Raw genomic sequence first — 25,658 nt, 5'->3', positions numbered from 1 at the left:
GGGGGCTGTGGGTGCTTTTTGCAGAAAAGTGGAATTTCGCGTTTCTTCATGTGAAGAGTCATTGCTAACGGTTGCTCTAGCGCCTATTTTGCGCCAGACACCACTTTTCCAAGGCTAACGGTTACAGCGAGACTGTCGATTAATTGTGGACAGTTTTATCCGTGAACGGACACGTGTAGAGAATGTGTATGATTTTTCGAATACATATTCAAAATCNNTTGATTTTATGTGAATGCAGCACATTATATATGATTTTTCGTATACATTTTGTGTTCTCTCGCAGATTCCCAAAGTATAAACAATTAATCGACAGTCTCACAGCAGCGGCTATTTGATCCAAATCGGCCAGATTTCGCTGTTTTTTAGCAAATAAGCGCTGTAGCGACCGTTACATACCTTCCGCAATTCCTCTCGTTCGTAGTACTCCAGGCAGGAACGTTTGGCTTTAACGATAAACTACCAGTTGCACGGCGGGGGGATGGGGTATAATGCAGGGAGACGATTTGTAAGAATACGGGAAATGAAGTGAGAACGATGTTAAACGAAGCGATGGAAAGAAGTTTAAGCAAATTCATGAGCAAGGTGCTTCGCCATGCACCGGAGGAATTCGGCATTACGCTGAATCCTGAGGACGGTTCGTGTCCGGTCAGTGTGCTCGTGGAGGCTGCAAACGCGCAGCCAAAGTGGACGTGGGTCAAGCAGGAACACATTGAGCAAGTAGTCCGAAATTCGGACAAACAGCGGTATGCCCTTGAGGATGGCCGTATTCGAGCGAGATACGGTCATAGTCATAATAAGGTGCACTATGCGCCTGGCGAGCCGCCCGCGGTCCTGTATCATGGAACGAATCAAAGGGCGCTGCCGTCCATTCTGAAAGAAGGCCTTTATCCGATGAGCCGCCAGTATGTGCATTTATCGGAAGGTACGCATTTTGCTACGATGGCTGGAAGCCGCAGGGGAGAACTCGTCATCCTCACCATCGATGTGATGCGGGCGAAACAAGCCAGTGTTACCTTTTACTATGCAGGCAATGAGGTATGGTTGGCGGATCACGTGCCGGCTGTATGTTGTTCTATTTTGGAAATGAAAAAGGAGTAAACCCACATGAATCAACCACTTATCGATATAGGTGTCAATCTCATGCACCGCTCGTTCCAGCAGGATCGCGAGCAGGTGGTCGAAAAGGCGGCCGCGAATGGCGTGACGCCGCTGGTCATAACCGGCACGAGCTTGCGCAGCAGCCAAGAAGCGGCCCGCTACGCCGGGCGCTATCCAGACAAGTTGTATGCGACGGCGGGCGTGCATCCGCATGACGCGAAGAGCTGCGATGGAGAAACGCTGGCGAAGCTCGAGGCGCTGGCCGCGCTCCCTCAGGTCGTCGCCATCGGGGAATGCGGGCTGGACTATAACCGCGATTTCTCACCGCGCGATGTGCAGCGCAAATGGTTTGCAGAGCAGGTGCAGCTGGCGGTCAGGCTGGATATGCCTTTGTTTTTGCATGAGCGCGAGGCATTCCCTGATTTCATTGGCATTCTAAAGGAGCAGGCCGTGCAGAAGGCGGTTGTCCATTGTTTTACAGGCAGCAGTGCCGAGCTTAAAGCGTATCTGGAGAGGGGCTGGCATATCGGCATTACCGGCTGGATCTGCGATGAGCGGAGGGGCAAGCACCTGAAGGAGCTCGTTCGGATGATTCCACTGGATCGTCTGATGCTGGAGACAGATGCGCCGTTCCTGACGCCGCGAGATTTGAAGGAGAAGCCGGCGGATGGGCGGAACGAGCCCGCGATTTTGCCGCACATTTTGCAAACGGTGGCCCGCTGCGTCGAGAAGACGGTGGAGGAAGTAGCGGAGGTTACGACGGCGACGGCTCGAGCTTTTTTTGGAATCGGTCAGGGATAGGCAGCAAAGACAAAAAGACAGCCCCATGGGACCCCCACGGGAACTGTCTTTTCTGCGTTTATTGCATGAAACCTTTGGCAAATTCCTTTTGCAGCTGCTCTTCGGTTATGATGTTGTCGCTCGTCGGAATCCCTAGTTTGAATTGTGCTTTTTCGTTGATGTGATCCATTGTAGATTCCACATTGACCACGGTGTGCGAATTTCCGCTCTCATCTTTGACGTTCAGATCGACTTTAAATGTTTGGTAGGTAATGAAGTTCGATTTATTAATGCCGGAGATGAGCTGGATTTGATTGACGTCCACGTTTTTCTTAATATCGTTAAGGACTTTATCCTGATCTTTGGTTTTGTCTGTGAATTCAGAACGGGCTTTTTCGATGTCGGCTTTCTTCGCGTTGAACAGGTCGGCATACTTCGGATCCAGCAGCAGGTCAAAAATCTTCGGAATCACCTTCCCAATCGATACCTTGATGGCGTCGTCAAGGTTGTTTTTGTCAACTTGAATTTGTACGAATCGATTGGCTTCCACGCCTGCCGGCAACGTAATCTCTTTTTTATTTAATTCGGTAAAATATGTTTTCTCGTCAAAATTTTGAACAAACGCAGCCATGACTTCTTTGGCGAACTCGGTTCCTTTGGTCATATCGGGCTGCTTTTGGCCGGACGACTTTTCTTCAAGTTCTTTAAGATCGAGCTCCAGATATTTGTCTGTTACCGTTTTGGGGAGTGGGAGGAACGGGATGTTCGGTATTTTCACCCACATTTTCTCTTTCGTCATGACGATCGGTAAATTAATGCCGACATTCAGATCGCCTTTTAAGTTAAGCTGCACGTTAATCTCGCTTTGGAACGGTTCTTTTTGATAGACGCCGCTGAAACTCATCTCGGCATTTTTCAATAGATTCGCCACTTGCTCAGCTTGCGCATCCCCGAGTTTGTCGGCAGGCACCTCGCCGCCTAGCGTCATTTTAGCCTGGAATTGATAGGATTCCATTTTCTCAAAGTTTTCAAAAGCCTTGCCCAGCGTCGCTTTAGGCGGAGTGCCGCACCCGGTTAACGCCGCTGCCAGTACAAGCCCTACTGCAATTAGCCCCACTTTTCTCATGCTTGTCTCTCTCCCTTTTTTGTAAAAAATAACCTATCTACTATAGCGTATTTATCCTAAAATAGATAGTAGGGAATGGAAGAGAGTGAATGGTCTAAAGCCTTTTCCCCAATATGGAAGTAACCGGTTGGCCATCTTTATACACTGTATGAAGTAATTCAAGTCCATGCTTAGTATAAAATGAAATTCCTTTTAAATTATTAGCCCCTGTGCCTAAATGATATCCACGTACGCCGCGCGAACGAAGGTTTTCTTCATATGCAGAGAGAAGCAGTCTTCCATAACCGGAACGTTGATATTCGGGTAGGATATTGATGTGTAAATGAGCAGGGTATTCGGTTGCATCAAATCCTATATCTTGATTGCGTCTGAAGAATAGAAGCTTGCGATTCTCCTCCAAATAGGCAAAAGATTGCTTCTCAAGCTCTTCATAGCGTACTTTCAACTTCGGAAGATAGGTATTCTCAAATTCATTCTCGTATGCGATTGTATCGGATGCACAAGTAATATATCCTACTGCCTTAGAACTAGCAGTATGCTCAAGAACATAACCGTTTTGCGGCTCTGTAATAAGAAATTGTCTAATCCAACGAAGTGCAAGTAACTCATGATCCGCAACCGGCATCTTCCAGTGGCAAGCCATGATAATCTTAGCAATGTCGTGTTCGTCTGTTGATTTACTTGTTCGTAGAATAATCTGCATCAACTAACCTCTTTTCAAATTCGTATTAAGCAGTTCCACAAAGGACATTGAATGTCGTTCCATGCTGTGTTTGCAGGATACAGCCCGGTATGAGACTTGTGATGCGGCTCACCCCAACAGCTCCTCCTCATCCGACACCCCATACCTCGCCAACGCCTTCGTCGATGACTCCAGCATCCGGTGTTTCAAATAATCTCCCTCAACGACCCGCACGCGCATGCCGAGAAACCGGAGCTTGGATAGCAAATACTGCGCCTCATCCCCGAGCAGCGTTACCCTAACCCGATATGTATCGCGATCTACGTCGTATTCAACTTTCTTCTCAAAGCTGGAAAAAGCGTACAAAATCCGCGAAAGCTCCCGATTGTAAAGCGGGACGACTTCAATCAAGGCTTCGCTTCTGCGTGAAGCGAGCGTCTTCTCGATTTTCTCCCAGACGCGGTCGACAACGGGACTCTCCACGGCTTCCTCTGTAACCGCGAGGATGTTTTTCACCTTGGTGCTCATGAAGGCATTGTGCCGGGTGTTGTACCAGAGCAGGTACCATTCTCTTTTGACCATGGAGTATTCCAGCTTATAGGCGACGCCCGACTGGTCGATCTTCACGGTGCCGTTCTTAATCTCGAACGACAGGCGGATGCCCGACTTGCGCAGAATGAGTCGGCGCAGGACACGCAGCAGCGGGTGATAGACCTGCTTCTCCAGCGAGGCGGCCTTTTCGACAAAATGGCGTGAGATGTCAAGCTCTGCATCGGATGCCAGCAGGACGCGCAGCTTGTGCAACGTCTCCTCTGTAAAAGCGCCCGCCGCCGCGGGATGGGCCAGCATCGTTTTCAGCCAGGAGCGCTCGTGCGAGGTGATCATGAACGTGCCGGAATCTTCCAGACGGGAGAGAATCTGATGGTTAAAAATCTTCTCGAACAGATGCATAGTAAGCCTGGATCTCCTTCCATTCGGCAATCAGTTCCCGGCGCAGCGAGGCGGGTTCCAGCACTTCGCAGCTCGAGCCGAAGCTGCGCAGCCACGGTTTGATTTCGAAAGTCCCATTCACCTTAATCTCATAGATAAACGTATGCTCATCCTCCGACACAATCTGGCCCCACTGCCCCTGCAGCAGCACGCGCTCCTTCACGAAGTTGGGCTCCGGGCCCTCCGGATTATAAAAGCGAGCGCGCACCGTGACGGCACGTCCGGTATCGATCAGCCAACTGTGGGCAATCCGTTCCTCTAACTCAAGCTGCTTTCCCTCGTACCAAGCCTCATCCACAGCCTCATCTTCTTCGATCTGGGTCATTCCCTCCATCCGATACTTCCGGATGCCCTCCCGGCCATGCGCCAGCAAATACCACCGGCCGTATTGATGATCGTAGACGATTTTCAGTGGAAGCGTCTTTTCAGACTTGCCTTCCGTGTCCCGCTCGAAGAGAGGGTTCGTGTTCTTGGCAGCATAGCTTTTCTCCGACTTCGGCGAGAAGTAGAGGAACCGCACCTTGCGATGACGGCGGATGGCGTGCAGCAGGGTGAACAGGTGCGCCTCGTCCAAGATTCGGGAGTAGTAGTGATATTTATATAAAAAAGCTTCCAGCACATGCGGTTCGACCCCGCCACGCAGCAGGTGTTTCTTCAGTCCGTCGCGCAGCAGATAGCCTTGTACGGAAGGGACTTGCGTGTTCGCCATGACGTCCACGAAATCATACAAATCGATAAGTTCCGCCTCGGATAGCTGCTGAACCAGCGCATCCTGAATGCGATATCGGTATGGGCGCGCACCCGGCTCCCGAATCACGACGCCGACCTCCTCTAAATATTTGAGGTCGGAACGAATCGTTTTCTCGTCGGGCAGCGCAGCTTCGGAAGGCAGACTGCTGCAGATGACGTCGAGCAGTTCCATCGTCGTTAAAGCTCGCTCATTCATCGCGCCTAGCAGCAGTGAAATGCGCTGGCTTTCGGACTCTTTGACCGACTTTGCCCGGAACAGGAACAAGAGCAGCGGATCAGTGGAATCATAGTAGCTGAACCGCAGTGTTTCGGCGAACTCCTTGCTTTGCTCCTGCGACGCCTGTTGATGCACGGAGCTGACGACTTCTTTGAGCCGTCGGATCGTTTTATCGAAGGTATGTACGGAAATCCCGAGCCGCTCGGCGAACTGCTGCCGATTGAACGCGCCGCTTGTCAGCACGAGCATACGCAGAAACTGAATTTCTTTATCGAAGCTTTCTTTGGCCAAAACGAGTCCTCCGTTCCTTTGCAGCTGATTCCTCTATTGTAGCAGGGGAGGAGACAGGGGGGAAATGGAAAAAAAGGAAAGCCACAAGTTAATAGCATTAACATTCTATTGAAGCAGGGAGGGATACATAGGTGGAAAAATGGCACATGAGATGGCGATTTGGTGATGTTCATCTCTTTTGAAAGGCGTGTATACTGGGGCTGTACAAGGGGCCTCCTGCGGGCGGACCTGCCGTAAATCGTGATGACAGAGGAGTAAGACCATGATGGATCCCTTAGGAATGCGCGGTATTATATCCGTGTTGAACACCCCCTTTACCTTACATAACGAGCTTGATGAGAAATCGCTGCGACGCAATGTCCGGTTGGCGATCGAGGCCGGGGTCGTGGGCTTTCTTGTGCCGGGTCTTGCTGCCGAGCTGCATAAGCTGTCGCCAGAGGAAAGGCTTCGCATGACCCGAGTTGTGGTAGAGGAGGCTGGCGGACGAGTTCCGGTCATCGGAGGAGCAACAGCGGCTACGTCGGAAGAAAGGTTGAAGTATGCCGAACAATTCATCGGACTTGGTTGTGAGGGCATTCTCGCCAATATTCCGTATCAAGATGACAAGCAGTATGAGCGGGATGTAGGGGAGATGGCAAGTGTCAATCCCGGCTTTCTGATGCTGCAGGACTGGGATCCTTCCGGTTTCGGTGTGCCTGTGCCGCTAATCGCCAAGCTGTTCCGCGAAGTAGAGGCGTTCCGCAGCTATAAAATCGAGGTCGTACCTGCGGGCGTTAAGTATAGTCAGGTCCTGGAAGCGACAGGCGGCGGCCTGCATGTGGCCGGGGGATGGGCCGTGACGCAGTTTATTGAAGGCTTGGACCGCGGGATTCATGCTTTTATGCCGACAGGTATGCATGAAGTGTATACCACGATTTATCGCTTGTACGCGGAGGGAAAGAGAGCGGAGGCGGTCAAACTCTTTTATCGGCTGCTGCCTGTGTTGGCGTTTGCGAATCAGCATCTGGATATCTCGATCCACTTTTTCAAACGACTCTTGCATGCGCAGGGCATTTACGATACCCCGCTCGTCAGAGAGCCGATCTTGCCGTTCGACCCATGCCATGAGCGGATTGCGGCCGAACACATTGCTTATGTTTCACGGTTGACAGATGAGCTTCACTCCTATTAACATAATGATTAAGAAAATAGATGAATGGGTGAAATCGTATCGCAACCAACAAAATGATTTACCTGCAGCAAGTGAAGCAGCATAATATTTCGGCCATTTTAAAACATATATGGAAGCATGACCAGATTTCTCGCATCGAGCTCGTGGAGAGCACCGGGTTAACCTCCGGGACGTTAACGAATTTGACCCATGAGCTCATTGAAGCGAAGGTCATTCGAGAGTATCAGTCCGTGTCAGGGACGGGAACAGCTGGGCGAAAACGGGTTCTTCTAGCGTTCGATCCGCATTATTACCGAATCATTGGTCTGGATATTGGGCGCAGCTCTTATGAACTCGTGCTAACCGATCTCACCGGTAAGATTATAAAATCGATGAGTGGGAATACGAAGGCAGCCCTGGGTCCAGAGGGATTTATGGGAATGATCGGGACGAATTTGGAGGAGCTCAAGAAGGAAGTCATTGCGGCTGGACATAAAATTCTTGGACTGGGTGTCGGTGTGCCGGGTCCGATCGATTACGCAAGCGGCAGTTTGATTGCTCCCCCCAACTTTGAGCGATGGGATGGATATCCCTTGCAGCAAGTTCTTGAGAGCCGCACTGGGATACCGTCGCTCATTGAGGACGACGCGCGCACATCCGCGCTTGCCGAAAGCTGGTACGGGTTGGGGCGAAACGGTATGAATCTGGTTTTTGTCACGATGGGGATCGGCATCGGAGGCGGTGTGATTTCCGGTGGTGAAATTGTGCGCGGTGCGAATGGTTTGTATGGTCAAGTCGGTCATATGACGATTGAGCCCAACGGAATCCGCTGTGAATGCGGGAATAGAGGCTGTTGGGAAACCGTAGGCTCGATCCCCGGTATCCTGCGCCGCTGGGGCGGCAGCGATATTGGTGAACTCATGCATGCTGTTCGCGATGGGAAAGCCGATGCCCGTCAATGTATGGATGAAACCTTGCAGTATTTAGAGATGGCACTTGTAAATATCTTTAATATGTATGATCCGGAAATGATCGTACTCGGCGGCCGGTTGTATCCGTATCTGAATCCTTATTTGACCGAGATCCAAGAGCGGATGCGGAGCCGAATTTATGCCTTCGCCAAAGATCGCGTACTATTGCAGCCATCGACGTTTGGTCCCTCGCAGAGCGCGATGGGGGCGACTGCGATTGTTCTCGATGCCTTGATTTCCAGGCCGGTGGAAATACTTAGCTAGCTGGATGGCGCAGCCGTCTAGCTATGAATAATTTGTTTAATCATTAAGAAATTGTATGGGGGGATGACAAGGGATGGCAATGAAAGCAGTGCTATTCGACTTCGATGGCACCATCTCTACGTTACGCGCAGGCTGGGAAGAGGTAATGGTCCCTTTTATGAAAGAAAGCATTGTAGGGACCCGGCAGTTGTCAGAGGCGGAGAACGGTCGATTGGATAGGGAGATTGCGGAATATATTGACCAATCTACAGGGATTCAAACCGTGTTTCAAATGCGCTGGCTGAAGGAGAAGACGGCTGTAGAGGGCTGGAATCCCGAGGTGCTGGACGAATGGGTTTACAAGGCGGAATATAACCGCAGGCTGCTTCTTGCCGTACAGGAGCGGATCCATCGTATTGCATCTGGTGAGCTCAGGCAAGAAGACTATTTGATGAAGGGGGCAATCGCATTGTTGCAGCTTCTTCAGGATCGTGGCGTGGACATGTATGTGGCGAGCGGGACAGACCATTCTGATGTTGTCAGAGAAGCGGAGGTGCTGGGCGTCTCGTCGTTCTTCCATGAAATATCCGGTGCACCGGTAGGCAAGGCGGAATGTTCCAAAGAGAAAGTGATGAAGGATCTAGTCGAGCATAAAAAGCTGGCAGGACACGAATTCGCCGTTGTTGGAGACGGGAAGGTCGAAATTCGCTTGGCGAAAGACATTGGAAGCTTGGCCATCGGCCTTGCAAGTGATGAATTTGCCCGTGAAGGCGTCCATCCACTGAAGGAGCGAAGGCTGCTTGCAGCTGGCGCGGATATTATCGTGGGCGATTTTACAAATCTAGAACGTTGGCTGGCGTGGCTCGATCTTTAGCCGATGAAAGGGGTGCACGATGGAGGAGCGTCGATTATCTTTTGCAAATGTGACAACGAATTCCGTCTATCAGCGAACAAACCTCGTAACAATTAAAAATATGGCAAACCCGTATGCCGATTCCGTGCCTGAATGGCAAATTTCCAAGCGAATGCAGGGGCAGTTCGATGAATTGATCGAACGCATTGTTTCGGCCAGAGCCTCTGGCCAACCTGTCATTTGGTCGATGGGCGCGCATGTGATTAAGAACGGCTTGTCGCGGTATATCATTGAAATGGTGCGCCATGGGATGCTCACGCATGTATCCGGCAATGGCGCGACAAGCATTCATGATTTCGAGCTTGCTTTTCTGGGGGAAACCTCGGAGGATGTGGCTCGTTCGATCGAGGACGGCTCGTTCGGCATGTGGGAAGAAACAGGTCGCTACATGAATGAAGCGATTCAGCAAGGCGCGTCCTCCGGAATCGGTTATGGTGAGAGTCTTTACCGATATTTGGCTCAGCACCCGGAACACTTTCCGCATTTCGATGATTGTCTGTTTGCACAGTGCCAGCTGTTGGGTATTCCCTACACCTGCCATATTTCGATTGGGACGGATATTATCCATCAGCATCCGATCGTCGATTTTGAGGCGCTCGGACGTGCAAGCGGGATTGATTTCCGAACCATGCGCGACTCGGTAGCAGGGCTGGCACATGGCGGAGTGTTTCTCAATTTCGGCTCTGCGATTTCCGGACCGGAAGTTTTCTTAAAGGCCTTAAGCATTTGCCGTAACGCGGGGCTGAAAATGGAAGGGATCACGGCAGCAAACTTCGATATTTTGCCGGTGTACGCCGATCGTCGGCCGACGGAAGAGGAGCCGGAATTTTATTATCGGCCTAGACGCAATTTCATGGACAGACTGGGGCAAATCGGCGGGCAAGGTTATTTGTTTCACGGCCTGCATCAAATTACGATACCGCACTTGTTTCATGGCGTCATGAAGCGAATGAAGGAGCGTGGTCTGGCATTTTCTCCTCTAGCCCGTATAGCGACATTGGCGCCTGAGCGATTGAAACTGCACCCCGTTCAAGAGCGAGTAAACCGGTTGCGCGTCGAGGAGCTGGCGGAGCTTGACAGCGGGAAGAACTTGGCTTCGTGGCCTATCGCTGGCGAAGAATCGTTTCATGATTTTATCGGGCGATGGACAGAAGCACGCGCTCGGAAATGCGGAGTCCTCGTTTCCTTGGGGGGCAACGTCATCCCAAGCGGTGTAAATCGCTATTTGATCGAGCTATTGGAGAAGGGGTGGATCACGCATCTTGCTGTCAACGGCGCATGCGCTTTTCAAGATTTCGAATTGGCGGCCTATGGCGCAACGGAGGAAGCCGACGAAGGCGAATTGGCGGCAGGCCGTCTCGGCATGTGGCGGGAGCCTGGCCAGCATCTTCATGAAGCGCTGCGGCTTGGGCATGCACAAGGTATCGGTTATGGACGCAGTTTAATGGCGTACGTGCGTCTGCATCCGGAATTGTTCCCGTATTTGGATGTCAGCTTGCTGGGCAGCTGCATGAAGCTTGGCATCCCGTATACGGTCCATATCACCATTGGCACGGATGCGGTGCAGCAGCATCCAGCCTCCGATTTTGCCATTCAGGGGAAGGCCAGCGGCTTGGATTTTCAAAGTTATTCGTATGCCGTATCTCAACTGGAGAACGGTGTTTTTGCTAATTTCGGCTCGACGGTAACCGGTCCGGAGGTGTTCCTTAAAGCGCTCTCCATTTCGCGAAATCTAGGTTACCCATTAGAAAAGATCACAACCGCCAACTTCGATATCGTGAAGCTTGGCGACTACCAGCGTAAGGTCGGATATGAGGATTGGGACTACTACTATCGCCCCCGCAAAAACATTATTCACCGGCCTACCAGTCTGGGGGGCAAAGGGTTTCATTTTGAAGGCTTGCATCAAGCGACGATTCCTGCGATTTGGCGGGAGCTTGCGGGCAGACTTACCGATAAGGAGTGACAGACTTGGAGCTCAGTGATTTGGGGATTGAACGGTACGCTGATTTGACCCGCAGCCGTGCGGAGCACATTCTAGTGCAAGTCCCACGGCTCAAGGCGGGGGTGATCGGCGACGGGTGTATCGATATTTACTGGCATGCGGATATGACCCGAAGCGAGCTTTCCCGTGAAACGCCGCATTACCCGCTGCCCGTTGTGAACGAGCGTTACTCGCCGGGCGCAGCCGGTAATGTGGCGGCAAATCTGAAGGCGATTGGCTGCGGCGAGGTGTATTTCTGTTCAGTAGCAGGAAATGATTGGCGGGGCAGTTTGCTGAAGGATGCCTTCAAACAGCTCGGCATTGATGATGGGTACTCGCTTTATCTCGACGAGTGGTTGACGCCCGCTTATATCAAGCCGATTCGGCATGGACTTCAAGGGGCGTTTCAAGAAGATCCGCGGCTTGATTTTCATAACCACCAGCCTCTTTCGGGCATCATTGTCAGCCAATTGGCGGAGCGACTGGACAGGATGGCAGCTGTTGTCGATGTGATTGCTGTAACGGATCAACTGCCGTTCGGTGTCATCGGTCAGGCTGTACGAGAGCGGCTTGACTATTGGGCGCAGCAGGGGAAGATCGTTGTGCTGGACAGTCGCGACCGGATCGGCGCGTTCAAGGGCATTATCGCCAAGCCGAATGAAGTCGAAGCGCTTCGTTGGGCGGAGCCAGGGCTGGATCCGCATGCTGGTGGCTGGGAACGCTGGCTGTCTGCTGCCAGAAAGTTAGCGGGCCATACGGGGGCACCCTGCTGTCTGACTTTGGGGGATAAGGGCTCGATCTGGATTGAAGAAGGCCGAGCTTATTGGGCAGGCGCGCGCAAGGCTGACCCCCCGCTGGATATTGTCGGAGCCGGAGATTGCTTCGCGTCCGCCCTGTTATGCGCACTTGGATGTGGCGCAAGCGGCATGGAGGCCATGGCTTTCGCGCATGCAACCGCTGCTATTGTTGTCCGGAAGATCGGCATGACAGGTACTGCGACGCCCGAGGAGATCGTAGCGAGTTTGCAGTTATGAAGCAGGAAACGGCCTATGACCCACTCCATGAAGGAGCTTGCGGGAATAGGTCGTTTTCTCTTTAAGACTCAACGCGACGAGGTTAAATGAATCATTAATTATGAAGAAATATGAGTCATACGTGGAAAAATGGAGCATGGAAACGAAGGCGTGTGACCATTTGACCCCTGTTATGTGTATCGTGTAATTCGACTTTTTGCATCAAAGTGGAGAAATGAATCACGGTTCAAATAGTGGAAAAGCGGTACTTTAATCGCCTTTTTGGATATTCAAATGCTCAAAAATGCTGTGCTATGATCCTCATGTAAAACAAACCGAATACATAGGGGGATTCAGTCCATGAAATCAAACTAGGGAATTATGGGGATTCACTATTTTTGATGCAAGCGGTTACAAAATCAAAACAATCATGAAAGGGCGTGCCCCAATTTGAAGAAGATGAAACGTTTAGGCCTCGTATTGTCTGTCAGCTTAGCTATGAGTACGTTTGGTTCTGTCGTTGTGGATGCAGCAGCATTGGAGGGGATTACCCATTCACAAATGATGCCATTCGACACCATTGCCAACCACGGTTCCACGATGGTGGAACTGCCGGATCACACCCTATTCTCTGTATGGTTTAGTGGAGCTGGAGAAAGAGATGGGAACCAGACTAAATTACTCGGTGCCCGTTCTAATGATGGTGGGACAACATGGACACAGCCATTCGTCGTTTATGATACATGGGATTTCCCTGATAACAACCCGGTCCTTTTTGTAGATAGCCAAGCAAGACTCTGGTTGTTCTACGGTGTCATATACAATGGACAATGGGTATCGACACAAACAAAGTATATGTATGCAGATATAGGCAATTATGAGTATGCTGTTCGCAATGGCGGCAATCCGAAATGGCACTTCCCGCAGCCATTGTACACCAATGTTGGAGATGGCATGGTTGGCAAAGGCTCGTTCTCCAATGGAACGTGGAACTATAGCATCAAAGGTTCTGAAATTAAGTATGTACTGCCAAGTGCAGTCAGTTCTACCGTAACGGATGCCACTTATCTTGCCCCATCCAAGTATGTATCTGTAACTTCGAAATTCAATCCGAGTGATACACGTTATATTACAGACGGCTTTGTTGTCTCGATGAGAAATAAATATGATCAGTACATTACCTATTTGAAAGCAGAAGAGCCTTACGACGATGTCTATGATGGCAGAACGAATGAAATCATCAATCTGCTTACTACGGGGGTCTTTACACCGAATGGCAGTGGCGGTTATTCCAAATACGAGCCGCCAGCTATTAAAAATTCAATAGAACGCGCTGCTGGTGCGGATAATAACGTTGCTGCTTTTGGCGCCATGTACCGTAGACTTGGATGGCAAACGAAAAATAAACCAATTGAAGTCTCACTTGGCAATGGCAAAACCAGATTGATTTTACCGTTATATTCAGATTCGTTATCCAATTCCGTTTGCGCATATACCGACGATCACGGCATCACCTGGAAATTTAGTGAGCCAATTGTTGGATCAGGTACGATTCAAGGCTCGCTGATTGAAAAGGCAGACGGTACGATTCGCGGTTATTTCAGAAGCGGGAAGTTAGATGGCAGAAACGGACGCATGGCATGGCATACGACATACTCGGAGTCAACCGATAAGGGCGTAACGTGGAGTGTTCCGAAAGTGGATCCTTATTTGAAAAATGATGGCGGTTTTGAACTTTCCAAGCTTCCAAATGGCGACTGGCTGCTGGCTACCAATCAAGAGACCTCGCGAGGCGTAGTCAAGCCTCAACAAGACGGAAATAGAAGCTCTTTCACCTTATTACGCTCTTCCGACGAAGGGGAGACCTGGAAGCAAGTCATGATTAAAGACGGTATGAATAACGGAGAGACCTATGAATATCCATCGGTTGTCGTTGATCATAGTGGGAATGCGTTGTTTAACTATACATATAAACAGCCTGGTCTAGCAGCAATTGGCTTCTCAAAAATCGCGAGCAGCGAAATTGAACCATTAGTTAGTTCTGTTATGTCAGTAACGTACGGAACGAATCAATTGCCTACGACTGTGGATGTCACTTTACCGACGATTGGACTGAACGTAGGAAACACGACAACACTCAAGTACGACCTGACCATGGGCGGGGGAGCATCAACGCCAAGCATCGATACACTTACTTTGACTTCTGACACGCCTGCTGTGGCTACAATTAATCCTACAACTGGGCTCGTCACTGCAGTGAAAGCAGGAACCGCCATGATCACGGCTGTAAGCAACAAATACGGAACCATTTATAAATGTATCGTTGAAGTCAAATAAGCTACCTATTGAAAGGAGTACTGTAGATGAAAAGAAAATTTAAGTTACTAACTACACTGACTGTTTGCGCGGCAATCTCTGTAACAAGTCTAGTACCTGCTGCCTTTGCAGCTTCTACGGGAACATTTGACTATTCGGATAAAGCTGTAAATATTTTCACGCCAGTCAAGGATAACGGTGCTGCAGGTGACCATACACACGGTTCCAGTATTGTGGAATTACCGGGTGGGGAGCTGTTATGTGTATGGTTTCAAGGGAATGGCGAACGAGATGCGACGACGACACGAGTTATGGGAGCGCGCTCCGTGGATGGCGGGAAAACGTGGAAAACACCATTTGTGATGACCGACGCCCAAGATATTGCTGATATCAATCCTGTCGTCTACGTGGATTCCGGCGACCGCCTCTGGTTTTTCTGGTATCCAGTGTTGGCGGGCAAATGGGAAACTTCCCAACCCAGGTATGCTTATGCTGAAAAAGGCAGCTATGAGTTAGATAATGTTGGAAATAGGACGCCTAACTGGACGTTTTCCGAGAATGTTAACATTAAACTCGGTAAAAACATTGGGAGTGTAGTTGATCCAAATAGCGCGGACGACTACATAAGTATTTCCTACGATGAAAGAGGTAGTACACCCATGGCATCTAGACCATCGTGGGCCTCAACCCCTATCGTAGGGCGACCGGAGTTGGCAAAAAGCTTTGTGAAAACGGTAAAAGCCAAGCTTGATGAGCAAAAAACGTATTTGTTCACGCCAGCTGCAGAAGGTGGCGCGGGCATGAGCCGTAAAGCGAATGAACCTAGCTTTGATGGACTCGTCTCACAGACGATGCAGCTCATCGGCGGCGATCCAACGAAATATCTGTACGCTCCGACCGTCGCGGACGCTATTTATCAAGATCGTTCAGGTTACCCTTATGCCCGTCGTTTCGGTTGGCAAACCAAAGATAAGCCGTTTGAGGTAGCTCTTGGGGGCGGTAAAGTTCGTTTGATCCTGCCTTTGTATTCAGATTCCGTAGAAATGAGCATTATGGCCTTTACGGAGTACGATCCTTCCCAACCACTTGCGGACAACTCGGTTCGTTGGGAAATGAGCGAGCCGATTGTCGGGGTTGCCAACATTCAGGCTACGATGGCTCAAAAGAGTGACGGCACGATTGTTGCTTATATGCGTGACAACGGTCCAAGACCTTATCGTGTGGTGGCCTCCGAATCCAAGGACAAGGGATTGACATGGTCGACGGTCAAGGACGTACCGGAACTGCAGGATCCAGGAGTTGGGCATGACCTTCTGCAGCTTAAGAATGGGAACTGGGCATTTGTTCACGTAGATACGGAATCGAACCGGAACACGTTGGCCGTTGCCCTTTCAGACGATGAAGGGAAAACGTGGAAGTATAGAAGACATCTTGCTCTGGATACCAGAAGCAGTACAGGAAGCTACCATTACCCTGCGATCACGCAAGCAGATAATGGGGATCTCCTGATCAGCTTCAGCCGGTTCTACTCGTCACTTGATAAGGACGCCAGCGATCAATCCATGTCCAGCTATAAAAATATTGCCTTCGCGAGAATTACCGAGGACTGGATTAAGCAAGGCGACACAGAAAATATGATCAGGGAATACGAAAGCATTGATCGTGAAATTGCCGTTCCTGCGTCTTTCAATGTCACTACAGCAACGGACGCTCAGCTCAGGGCACTGTTGCCGGCAACCGTTAAGGCGTACTTGTCTTACAAGCCGGGCGCAAACAATGCGATTCTGCCTTCCGTTGACCTGCCAGTCAGCTGGGACGTAGGCACAATTAAAGCGAATTACGCGCAGAATACGTTACTTGACAAAAAGTTCAAGGGCAGTGTGGATGTGAACAATCTCCCGTCAGGCGTAACGGCGGATATGCTTCCGGCGTATGACCCGTCTTTCCGTGTCTTTCTGTACCCTGCAACTGTCGCAGCAATGGGAGTTAGCCTGAATACAACAAGTTTGAAGCTATCTACAGGAGATTCCCTTGCGTTAACGGCTACCATAACTCCAAGCGATACAAGCAATAAAAACATCATCTGGACTTCAAACAAAGAGAGTGTTGCGAAAGTAAATAACGGTGTCGTAACCGGCGTGAGTGCAGGACAAGCGACGATCACAGCGACAACACTTGACGGCAGCTTTGTGGCGACAGCGACAGCAAGCGTCAGCACAACTGATAACGGTGGTTCCGGCGGCACAGGCGGCACAGGTGGCACAGGCGGCACAGGCGGCACAGGCGGCACAGGTGGCACAGGTGGCACAGGCGGTACAGGTAGCACAGGCGGTACAGGTAGCACAGGTGACACAGGCGAAACTGGCAGCACGCCTTCCACACCAGTCACACCTCCAGTGTTCACAGATGTTGCGAACGGTTATTCATGGGCACTAGAGGCGATTAACGCACTCGCTGAACTTGGCGTCATCCAAGGGACTTCTGAGCATACATTCTCACCTGAAAAAAATATTTCCAGAGCGGATATTATGACAATGGTCGTTCGCGCGCTGAAATTGGATGCGAAAGTCGAATCCAATTTTGATGATGTTAGCAAGGATGCTTACTACTATGAGTCGCTTGGTGTAGCTAGGGCATTAGGCATTATTGAAGGTTCTGGGGATAACAAGTTCAATCCGACGGAAGAGATCAGCAGACAAGATTTGATGGTGCTTGTTTACCGAGCATTGAAATCGCAAGGTAAATTGCCTGCAACGGGATCGGCAGCAGATCTGAAGTCGTTCACAGATATGTCCGACATTTCCGATTATGCCCTGGAAGGTGTTGCAACGCTTGTGAAAGCGGGAATCATTGAGGGCAGCGACGACATGATTCATCCAAACGGAAAAGCAACAAGAGCGGAAGTTGCCGTCATCGTGTCCCGTATTTTGAGCAAATTGAAATAAGTTCGTTCGCACCATGTAACCACTTGTTCCATATATCCACTGATCAAGAAGCTAAGCGGATAAACACCGATTAGCTTCTTTCCTTTTTGAATCCGGGATATTGGGGGTTTTTTGCATCATAGAGGAGAAATGAATCATGCGCCGAAAAGCGGAAAAACGGCACTTTAAACGCCGATTTGGCTATTTTAGCAAGCAAAAACGGTATGCTATGATTCGTTGTGTAAAGCCAATCCAAATACTTAGGAGGATTTGTTCGATGAAAGTTAAAAAGGGGATTATGGCAGTAAGCGGATCGCTTCTATTAGCATCAACGGTATTAAGCGCCTGTGGAAATGACTCGGCACCTACAACAAGTACAACAGATTCGAAGTCCACAACAGCAGCGGGCACAACGGCACCAGCCGGGCCGTTAACACTTACATGGATGAGATACGAACATCCTTCTCAAGCAATCGTGGCTAACTCGAAGGCTGTACAAGAAATTCAGAAACGTAAAAATGTGAAGCTGGAGCTGCAAAGCGTTCCACAGAGTAACTATGATGATAAGAAGAAAACGTTAATCGCAACCAATACATTGCCTGACGTCATGCTTGTCAAACAAGATGATATTCAGAACTTTGCAGATACAGGCGCATTCCTCGATCTGACACCTTATTTGGATAAAATGCCGAATTTGAAAAAAGTCATTGCTGCGCAGCCAGAGATCAACAAAAACAAAATTGACGGCAAGCTTTTCGGGTTCCCGCTTGTTGCGAACTGGCAGCAAATCGGCGGACAGCTTCCAATGATCCGTGTGGATGTGCTGGAGAAGCTGGGCTTGCAAAAACCGAAAACCTATGATGATTTGTATAATGCATTCAAGAAAATGAAGGAAGCAAATCCCGACTCCTATCCATTCACGGCTCGCGCTGCAAACGGTCTTACAGGAACAGAGAACTTAATTAATCCAATTGCTTTCGGTTTTGGAAGCGGATACACAACGTTTAACGGAACAAAAGTTTACTACGAGCCAAAAGAAAAACAGTATAAGTTCGGTCCAGCTATGCCGGAGTTCAAAGAGGCAGTCACCTTCCTGCGTAAACTTTACAAAGAGAAGCTTCTTGATCCGGATTATGCGACTGCGACATCCCAAATTTGGCAAGAAAAGCTTAACGCAGGCAAGTCCTTCTACTTCCAAGACAACAACGGTTTCGGCTCCACGTTCACCATGAATCTTCAGAAGAAAGATCCGAATGCGAAGTTTGATTTGTTGGATACCATGACATCGCCAAACGGCACAAAGCGTAACCTCATCTATGCGCTTGGACATTTGTCGGAGTCCTATGTCATTAACGCTAAAGTTAAAAATCCTGAGCAAGTGGTTCAGTTCATGGATTGGTTCTATGGCCAAGAAGGTATCGAGGTTACTAACTTCGGGATTAAAGGCGAAGATTTTACCGGCGATAACGGTGACTACAAGCTCACTGACGCGATCGTGAATAAGTACAAAGACAAACAACCAAGCCCTGTTTACGCGTATCAATCCGAGTATGGCGCCGGTTACCTAGGTCTTGGCATTAGCAACGACGATCATGCTCTATTGCCTTGGAACCGTCCCGAAGTCACAGAGTGGAGCGCGAAATCCGCTAAAAACCTAGAATCCGGTGAAAACGTTGCCTTCGTTAACGATCCTCCGTTTACTAAAGATGAGCGTGAGAAATTGAAACAGCTTCGTACACAGCTTGACGCTTATTTGGCGCAAAACATGGATAAATTCATTACGACTGAAGGCGCACTGAACGATTGGGATAACTTCGTCAAACAATTGAAAGCCAAGGGTGCAGACGATATCGTGAAAATCTTCAACGATGCATTAGCACGTGTGAAGTAAGAATTAAATCAGGGAGTGGGCAGGTTACCTATGCATACCTGGGCGACCTGCCCTCTTTATATGCAGAAAGGAGTGAAGAGTATGTTTCCAGCTGTGGAAATTAGAAAGAAAATCCGCAAAAGCATGTCTTTGTATCTCATTTTTTTATTGCCATTTATTTATTTTCTCATCTTTCACTATGCGCCGATGGTCGGTAATTTAATGGCTTTCGAAGATTACTCGATCGTGAAAGGATTTTTTCACAGTCCGTGGGCGGGAACGAAGTATTTCCGTCAATTCCTGACGGATCCGTATTTCTGGAGCGTCGTTCGCAACACCTTGCTCATTAACTTGTATTCACTTATTTTTAATTTTCCTTCTTCACTCATCTTTGCGTTGCTATTAAACGAGCTTTCTCAGAAATACTTCAAACGAGTTGTTCAAAGTATCACGTATATCCCTCACTTTTTATCCACCGTTGTCGTCGTCGGGATGTTGGTTAACTTTCTATCCATCGACGGTCTATTTAATGAAGTGATTAAGATATTAGGCGGGGAACCGAAAACATTTATGTCGATGCCGCAATGGTTCCGAACGCTCTTTGTCGGATCCGAAATTTGGCAGAATCTCGGTTGGAACGCCATTATTTATTTGGCGGCGTTGACTGCCATTGACCCGCAGCTCTATGAAGCGGCGACGGTCGACGGTGCCAATCGTTGGCACAAACTGCGTCACATTACACTGCCGGGTATTTCGACGGTCGTTACCATCATGCTCCTCTTAACGTTAGGCAAAATGCTTTCTGTAGGCTTTGAGAAAGTCCTACTCATGTATAGCGGACCGACTTATGAAACCGCCGATGTGATCCAAACCTTTGTGTATCGTCGAGGCTTGATTGATAGCGACTTTAGCTTTGCTTCGGCTGTCGGTATTTTCCAATCCGTGATTTCCTTTATTTTGGTCATTTCCGCCAATGAAATTGCAAAAAGAATAAATGGATCGAGATTATTTTAGTGGGAGGGCATCAAGATGCAAAGCAAGAAAATCAGTCTTTTTGATTCGATGAACATTATTTTTATGCTGCTATTGATCTTTGCTACCCTGTACCCACTTTATTATATGGGCATCATCTCCATTAGCTCCGGGTCGGCAGCAAGCAGCGGCGAAGTATTCTGGCGTCCGATTGAAATCAATTTCAAAGCGTATAACGTTATTTTGAATGACCCTGCCATAGTGCGTTCGTACTTCAACACCATCTTCTATACGGGTGCGGGGGTTCTTATTAATTTGCTGATGACAGCGCTTTGTGCTTATCCGCTTTCGCGTAAATACATGTATGGACGCTCCTTTTTTGCTCTGTTTGTCGTGTTTACGATGTTCTTCGACGGCGGTTTGATCCCGCGTTACATGGTTGTCCATGCGCTGGGCATGGTGAATACGGTTTGGGCGATTTTAATTCCTACGGCGATCAATGTCTTCAATATGATTCTGATGCGAACCTTTTTCGAAGATATTCCGGAAGCGCTGCATGAATCTGCCCTCATTGACGGTTACGGCGAGTTTAAGATTTTCTATAAAATCGTGCTTCCGCTTTCGATGCCTGTGATGGCTACGATGTTCCTGTTCTACGCAGTTGCGCATTGGAACAGCTTCTTCCCGGCGCTTATCTATTTAAATGAGAAGCAGCTATACCCGATGCAAATCATCTTGCGCAATATCGTCATTGCCGGCGACATGGCATCGCAATCAGCGGCGCTTGGCGCGGCAGAGGCGGGCTTAGCCGTTATGACGGAAAATATTAAGTACGCCTGCGTATTCGTTGCGATTTTGCCAGTACTGATCATTTACCCGTTTGTGCAAAAGTATTTCGTGCAGGGCGCAATGCTCGGCTCTGTAAAAGGTTAAGGGGGTAACACGAGAGAAAATCCAAGAAGTGAACTTTGTAGAATTGACAAATACCAAATGAGAGAGTGATGACAAATGAAAATTAATAACCCGTACGGCGTATGGCCAACGATGATTACCTTATACAACGAGTCCGGAGAAATCGACTATGAGGCGATGGGCCGTTTGGTCGAATGGTTTATTCATAACAAAGTTGACGGCTTATTTGCCGTTTGTCAGTCGAGCGAAATGTTCTTCCTCAGCTTGGAAGAGCGCGTAAAGCTAGCTTCATTTGTCGTGGAGAAGGCAGCGGGCAGAGTTCCCGTTATTGCTTCGGGGCATACAGCAGACGCGATGGAGGACCAAGTGAAGGAATTGACGGCGATGTCCGAAACGGGCGCTGAGGCTGTGATCCTGATTTCGAACCGTATGGCCAATCAGGATGAATCCGACGATGTATGGATTGCTAACGCTCAAAAGCTGCTGGAGCAGCTGCCGGCTCATGTGGCGCTTGGCATTTATGAATGTCCGTACCCGTATAAACGCCTTTTGACGCCAGCTACATTGAAATGGTGTGCGGATACCGGCAGATTTTTCTTCCTGAAGGATACGTGCTGCGATACGGCAACGATTAAGGAAAGACTTGAAGTGATTAAGGGATCTCCGCTCAAGCTTTACAACGCGAATACAGCAACACTTCTGGAAACGTTGAAGCTTGGCATTGACGGTTACAGCGGGGTCATGGCGAATTTCCACCCAGATCTGTACGTGTGGCTGCTGAACAATTGGGAGAAGCAGCCGGAAGAGGCCGAGCGTCTAATGAACATGCTAGGAGTGGCTTCCTTTATTGAACGTCAGCTGTATCCGGTCAATGCGAAATATTATCAAATGAAGGAAGGCAATAGCTCGAATTACCGCTCGCGTGCAAGAAATCACGATGAGTTTACAGCCACGAACAAGGCGGAAATCGATCAACTATACCGTCTTTCCAAGGAATTATCCAAACAGTTTCCAGCTGCCGCAGAATAAGAATGAATAGAGGAATGAGGTAAACCGATGCTCCCCAAAAGCTTCCATTTAGCTGATAAAAAATTGGAAAAACGCATTTTCGAATTGGAACCCTATCGCTATATCGATCAAAGACCGATCCACAGCTATCAATTTTGGGTGGATGAAGAGGCGGTCGTAGCGGCGATGCCGCCTGAGAACGCGGAGTGGCGCACGATGTTCCATGGCGAACGATGGCGCGGATGGGATTTGACAGCTTGGTTGAAAACAGAGGTAACCATTCCGGCGGAGTGGAAAGGGAAGAAGTCATTAGGGCTATTCGATTTCGGTAAAACGGGAGCAGGGCACAACTCAGGATTCGAATCGCTTGTTTATCTGAATGGAGAGCCGTATCAAGGTGTCGGGGGCAACCATCCAGAAGTGTTTTTCACGGAAGAGCTGATTGGACAGAAGGTTGAACTGCTCTTTAAGGTATGGACAGGGCTGAACGGCATGACCGGCGATAAGAGTATACTTGAGCATCAAGTTCAGGTTTCCACGCTTGCATTGCTTGAAGAAGATACGGATGACCTGTATTACACGGCGAGCGCGGTCCTGCAAACCATTCAAGTGCTAGGTGATAACAGTTGGGAACAAAAAAGCCTGCTGCGCGCACTGGACCTAGCGTTTCACCTTATTGATTGGCGGGTTCCCGGAGATGACAAATTTTATGCCAGTGTAAAAGAAGCGAACGCCAAACTCAAGGCGGAGCTGGCTCTGATTCCCAAACATCACGAGGTCACCGTTCGCTGTATAGGGCATACCCATATTGACGTCGCTTGGCTGTGGCGTCTGAAGCACACCAGAGAAAAATCAGCACGATCTTTCTCTACGGTCCTGCGCTTCATGGAACAATATCCGGAGTATACGTTCTTACAAACACAGCCGCAGCTTTATGAGTATCTAGAGGCGGACTACCCCAAGCTGTACAGTCAAATTGCTGAGCGCATCCAGGAAGGCCGCTGGGAAGCAGGCGGGGCGATGTGGCTGGAATCGGATTGCAACGTACCGTCAGGTGAATCGCTGGTTCGTCAGCTTGTGTATGGCATGCGCTTTTTCGAACAGCGATTTGGCGCCAAATGCGAATATTTATGGCTGCCCGATGTGTTCGGCTACAGCTGGGCCCTCCCGCAAATTTTGCTGAAGGCGGGCTTGCGTTATTTCATGACGACGAAGATTAGCTGGAACGTCTACAATCGATTCCCGCATGATACGTTCTACTGGCAAGGGATCGATGGCAGTCAAATTTTGACGCATTATATCACGACGACCGCGCCGGATGCGGAGCCTGGCACAACGTTCTATACCTATAACGGTCTGGTTACGCCGGAAACGGCAACGAGTGTCTGGGACAACTACCAAGATAAAGAGCTGAATCGCAACATGCTGCTTTCCTTCGGCTATGGGGATGGCGGCGGCGGACCGACACGGACGATGCTGGAAATCAGACGAAGACTAGAGGATATGCCGGGCTTGCCCAAGGTGACGGTCGGCCGTGCAGATGAGTACTTCAACGAGCTGGAAGAAACCGTCGCGAGTACGGATCGTTATGTGCACAAATGGGACGGAGAGCTCTATCTGGAGCTCCATCGCGGCACCTATACGTCGCAAGCGTATAACAAGAAGATGAATCGGCGAATGGAAAATTTGCTGCATGACGCGGAAATGATCGCAACCTTCCTGGGTACATTGGCAGGCTTCGCTTCCTATCCGCAGACACAAATCCATGAAAGCTGGAAGATCGTATTACGCAACCAGTTTCATGATATTTTGCCGGGCTCCTCGATTGAGGAGGTCTACAAGGATTGCCGTATCGAGTACGCGGAGGCGGAAAGGTTAGCCACGGAGGCAAAATTGGGAAGCTTGCAAGGGCTTGCCGGTCTTATCCGCGGCGGAGCTTCGTCAAGCTGGATGGTCGTGAACACGCTTCCTTGGGAGCGCAAAGATCACATTATGCTGCCATGGGAGCCGGATTTTGAAGGCAAAGGCTGGGTTGACGCGGATGGCAGTGCGCTGCAGACCCAGCGGGTGGCGGATGCCGAACAGGGTGACGTGCTGCTGATTGAGGTCGATCATATTCCGGCGTTCGGCTACACAATGATTCATTGCGAGAACGTCGTACTAGATTTGCCTGCGGAGAGCCGGATTCAAGTCACGAGCCGTTCTGCGGTAACGCCGCTCTATGACATCGAGTGGAACGCATACGGGCAATTAACACGATTGTTCGATAAGCGGTTGGCTAGGGACGTGCTCGCCGCCGGCGAGATCGGAAATCGGTTCGACGTTCATGAGGATAAACCGCTTGCTAACGATGCGTGGGATATTGACATTTTCTATTACGAGAAAGTGCGGAACATCACCGATTTGATGTCAGTTGAAGCTGTCGAACAAGGTGCTCTCCGCACAGTCATCCGTTTTACATGGGCGTATGAACAGTCCCAATTGGTACAAGACATGGTGTTGTATCCGGACAATCCTAGAATTGATTTCAAAACCTGGGCCAATTGGCAGGAGCGGCAGCAATTGCTGAAGGTGGCGTTTCCGGTTGACGTACGCGCTACCAAAGCAACATACGAAATCCAGTTCGGGAACGTGGAACGTCCGACGCATTGGAATACGAGCTGGGATCTGGCCAGCTTCGAAACGTGTGCGCATCGTTGGGTCGACTTATCGGAGCGAGGATTTGGCGTAAGCCTCTTGAACGACTGCAAATACGGTCACGACGTGCGTGATAACGTGCTGCGGTTGACGCTGCTGAAATCGGCGATCAATCCCGATCCGACAGCTGATCTGGGCGAACATACCTTTACGTATTCGCTGCTGCCTCATGCCGGAGACTGGTTTACAGCGGGAACTTCGATCGAGGCACACAAGCTGAACAGCAAGACCTCCGTTTCGAAACTGCCTGCCGGCAGCATCGGTTCGGAGCAGAAGCTCCCGGCTTGGCAGAGCTTCTTTGCTTGTTACAGCAAAAACGTAATCGTCGATACGATCAAAAAGGCGGAGGACTCCGATGCTTGGATCGTTCGCTGTTACGAATATGGGAACCAGCGTGGTACAGTAGGTTTCATCTCCAGCTTCGCGATTGCCAAGGTGGAGGAAGTCAACCTGATGGAGCGGGAAGAGCAGGCGATGACGCACGATGTTAAAGGCTTTACTGCATATTTCAAACCATATGAGTTGAAAACATTCCGTATTTATTTGGCCTAATGCATCGGTGGCCGGCCGTTTCATCCCATACAAACGCAGGGACAACGTATCATTGCCCCTGCGTTTTCTGCTTTTTCTTACATTTGGATAAAGTTGTATCCGACTATGAACAGGACTTACTTCAACCTGTGGTGAAATTAACTATAGAGTTAATAGGAAAATTCTAACTTGGAGCATCCTTGGCGGTTTACATGATGGA

The 25,658-nt window shown here is 49.5% G+C and carries 18 protein-coding genes; 14 read left to right on the top strand and 4 right to left on the bottom strand.

Going from position 1 to position 25,658, the window contains the following annotated elements:
• Nucleotides 1-534: 534 nt before the first annotated feature.
• Nucleotides 535-1,098 carry an RNA 2'-phosphotransferase gene (locus tag ABE504_RS22515; RefSeq protein ID WP_430093172.1) on the top strand — a complete coding sequence of 188 codons (564 nt, stop codon included), beginning with the start codon at nucleotides 535-537 and terminating at the stop codon, nucleotides 1,096-1,098.
• 6 nt (nucleotides 1,099-1,104) lie between these two features.
• On the top strand, nucleotides 1,105-1,899 hold the full coding sequence (locus ABE504_RS22510; protein ID WP_430092925.1) for a TatD family hydrolase: 795 nt from the start codon (nucleotides 1,105-1,107) through the stop codon (nucleotides 1,897-1,899).
• Nucleotides 1,900-1,957: 58 nt separating this feature from the next.
• Here ABE504_RS22510 and ABE504_RS22505 read toward each other — a convergent pair whose 3' ends face one another.
• From ABE504_RS22505 to ABE504_RS22490, 4 genes are all read right to left on the bottom strand, one after another.
• Nucleotides 1,958-3,004 (bottom strand): hypothetical protein, encoded by a 1,047-nt coding sequence (locus ABE504_RS22505; RefSeq protein WP_430092923.1) that lies wholly within the window; start codon nucleotides 3,002-3,004, stop codon nucleotides 1,958-1,960.
• Between the two features lie 94 nt (nucleotides 3,005-3,098).
• Nucleotides 3,099-3,707 (bottom strand): GNAT family N-acetyltransferase, encoded by a 609-nt coding sequence (locus ABE504_RS22500; protein WP_430092921.1) that lies wholly within the window; start codon nucleotides 3,705-3,707, stop codon nucleotides 3,099-3,101.
• A 108-nt stretch (nucleotides 3,708-3,815) separates the two neighbouring features.
• Nucleotides 3,816-4,637 (bottom strand): WYL domain-containing protein, encoded by an 822-nt coding sequence (locus ABE504_RS22495; RefSeq protein WP_430092918.1) that lies wholly within the window; start codon nucleotides 4,635-4,637, stop codon nucleotides 3,816-3,818.
• Nucleotides 4,612-5,934, bottom strand: coding sequence for a helix-turn-helix transcriptional regulator (locus ABE504_RS22490; RefSeq protein WP_430092915.1), 1,323 nt, complete (start codon nucleotides 5,932-5,934; stop codon nucleotides 4,612-4,614). Before ABE504_RS22490 ends, ABE504_RS22495 begins: the two co-directional genes overlap by 26 nt.
• A 265-nt stretch (nucleotides 5,935-6,199) precedes the next feature.
• Between ABE504_RS22490 and ABE504_RS22485 the strand changes: the two genes are divergently transcribed.
• The 12 genes from ABE504_RS22485 (at nucleotide 6,200) to ABE504_RS22430 (ending at nucleotide 25,459) form a co-directional block, all read left to right on the top strand.
• The gene (locus ABE504_RS22485; protein WP_430092912.1) at nucleotides 6,200-7,105 is read left to right on the top strand and encodes a dihydrodipicolinate synthase family protein; all 906 of its coding nucleotides are present in this window, start codon (nucleotides 6,200-6,202) and stop codon (nucleotides 7,103-7,105) included.
• Nucleotides 7,106-7,176: 71 nt separating this feature from the next.
• A complete protein-coding gene (locus tag ABE504_RS22480; protein ID WP_430092910.1) occupies nucleotides 7,177-8,319 on the top strand; it encodes an ROK family protein in 1,143 nt (380 codons plus the stop codon).
• Between the two features lie 73 nt (nucleotides 8,320-8,392).
• On the top strand, nucleotides 8,393-9,172 hold the full coding sequence (locus ABE504_RS22475; protein ID WP_430092907.1) for an HAD family hydrolase: 780 nt from the start codon (nucleotides 8,393-8,395) through the stop codon (nucleotides 9,170-9,172).
• A gap of 19 nt (nucleotides 9,173-9,191) precedes the next feature.
• The gene (locus tag ABE504_RS22470; RefSeq protein WP_430092903.1) at nucleotides 9,192-11,177 is read left to right on the top strand and encodes a hypothetical protein; all 1,986 of its coding nucleotides are present in this window, start codon (nucleotides 9,192-9,194) and stop codon (nucleotides 11,175-11,177) included.
• A 5-nt stretch (nucleotides 11,178-11,182) separates the two neighbouring features.
• A complete protein-coding gene (locus ABE504_RS22465) occupies nucleotides 11,183-12,229 on the top strand; it encodes a bifunctional heptose 7-phosphate kinase/heptose 1-phosphate adenyltransferase (protein WP_430092900.1) in 1,047 nt (348 codons plus the stop codon).
• Nucleotides 12,230-12,667: 438 nt separating this feature from the next.
• Nucleotides 12,668-14,545, top strand: coding sequence for an exo-alpha-sialidase (locus tag ABE504_RS22460; RefSeq protein WP_430093169.1), 1,878 nt, complete (start codon nucleotides 12,668-12,670; stop codon nucleotides 14,543-14,545).
• 26 nt (nucleotides 14,546-14,571) lie between these two features.
• The gene (locus tag ABE504_RS22455; RefSeq protein WP_430092897.1) at nucleotides 14,572-17,469 is read left to right on the top strand and encodes an S-layer homology domain-containing protein; all 2,898 of its coding nucleotides are present in this window, start codon (nucleotides 14,572-14,574) and stop codon (nucleotides 17,467-17,469) included.
• A gap of 256 nt (nucleotides 17,470-17,725) precedes the next feature.
• Nucleotides 17,726-19,339, top strand: a complete 1,614-nt coding sequence (locus ABE504_RS22450) for an extracellular solute-binding protein (RefSeq protein WP_430092895.1) — start codon at nucleotides 17,726-17,728, stop codon at nucleotides 19,337-19,339.
• An 81-nt stretch (nucleotides 19,340-19,420) separates the two neighbouring features.
• Complete coding sequence (locus ABE504_RS22445; protein ID WP_430092893.1) at nucleotides 19,421-20,332, top strand: ABC transporter permease; 912 nt, start codon at nucleotides 19,421-19,423, stop codon at nucleotides 20,330-20,332.
• A 15-nt stretch (nucleotides 20,333-20,347) separates the two neighbouring features.
• The gene (locus ABE504_RS22440; RefSeq protein ID WP_430092892.1) at nucleotides 20,348-21,223 is read left to right on the top strand and encodes a carbohydrate ABC transporter permease; all 876 of its coding nucleotides are present in this window, start codon (nucleotides 20,348-20,350) and stop codon (nucleotides 21,221-21,223) included.
• Nucleotides 21,224-21,298: 75 nt separating this feature from the next.
• Nucleotides 21,299-22,231, top strand: coding sequence for a dihydrodipicolinate synthase family protein (locus tag ABE504_RS22435; protein ID WP_430092890.1), 933 nt, complete (start codon nucleotides 21,299-21,301; stop codon nucleotides 22,229-22,231).
• 27 nt (nucleotides 22,232-22,258) lie between these two features.
• Complete coding sequence (locus ABE504_RS22430) at nucleotides 22,259-25,459, top strand: alpha-mannosidase (RefSeq protein WP_430092889.1); 3,201 nt, start codon at nucleotides 22,259-22,261, stop codon at nucleotides 25,457-25,459.
• The last annotated feature ends 199 nt before the right edge of the window (nucleotides 25,460-25,658 follow it).

The sequence above is a fragment of the Paenibacillus oryzisoli genome (assembly GCF_050467285.1).
Classification (GTDB): domain Bacteria; phylum Bacillota; class Bacilli; order Paenibacillales; family NBRC-103111; genus Paenibacillus_E; species Paenibacillus_E oryzisoli_A.
This window is presented reverse-complemented; position numbering and strand designations above follow the sequence as displayed.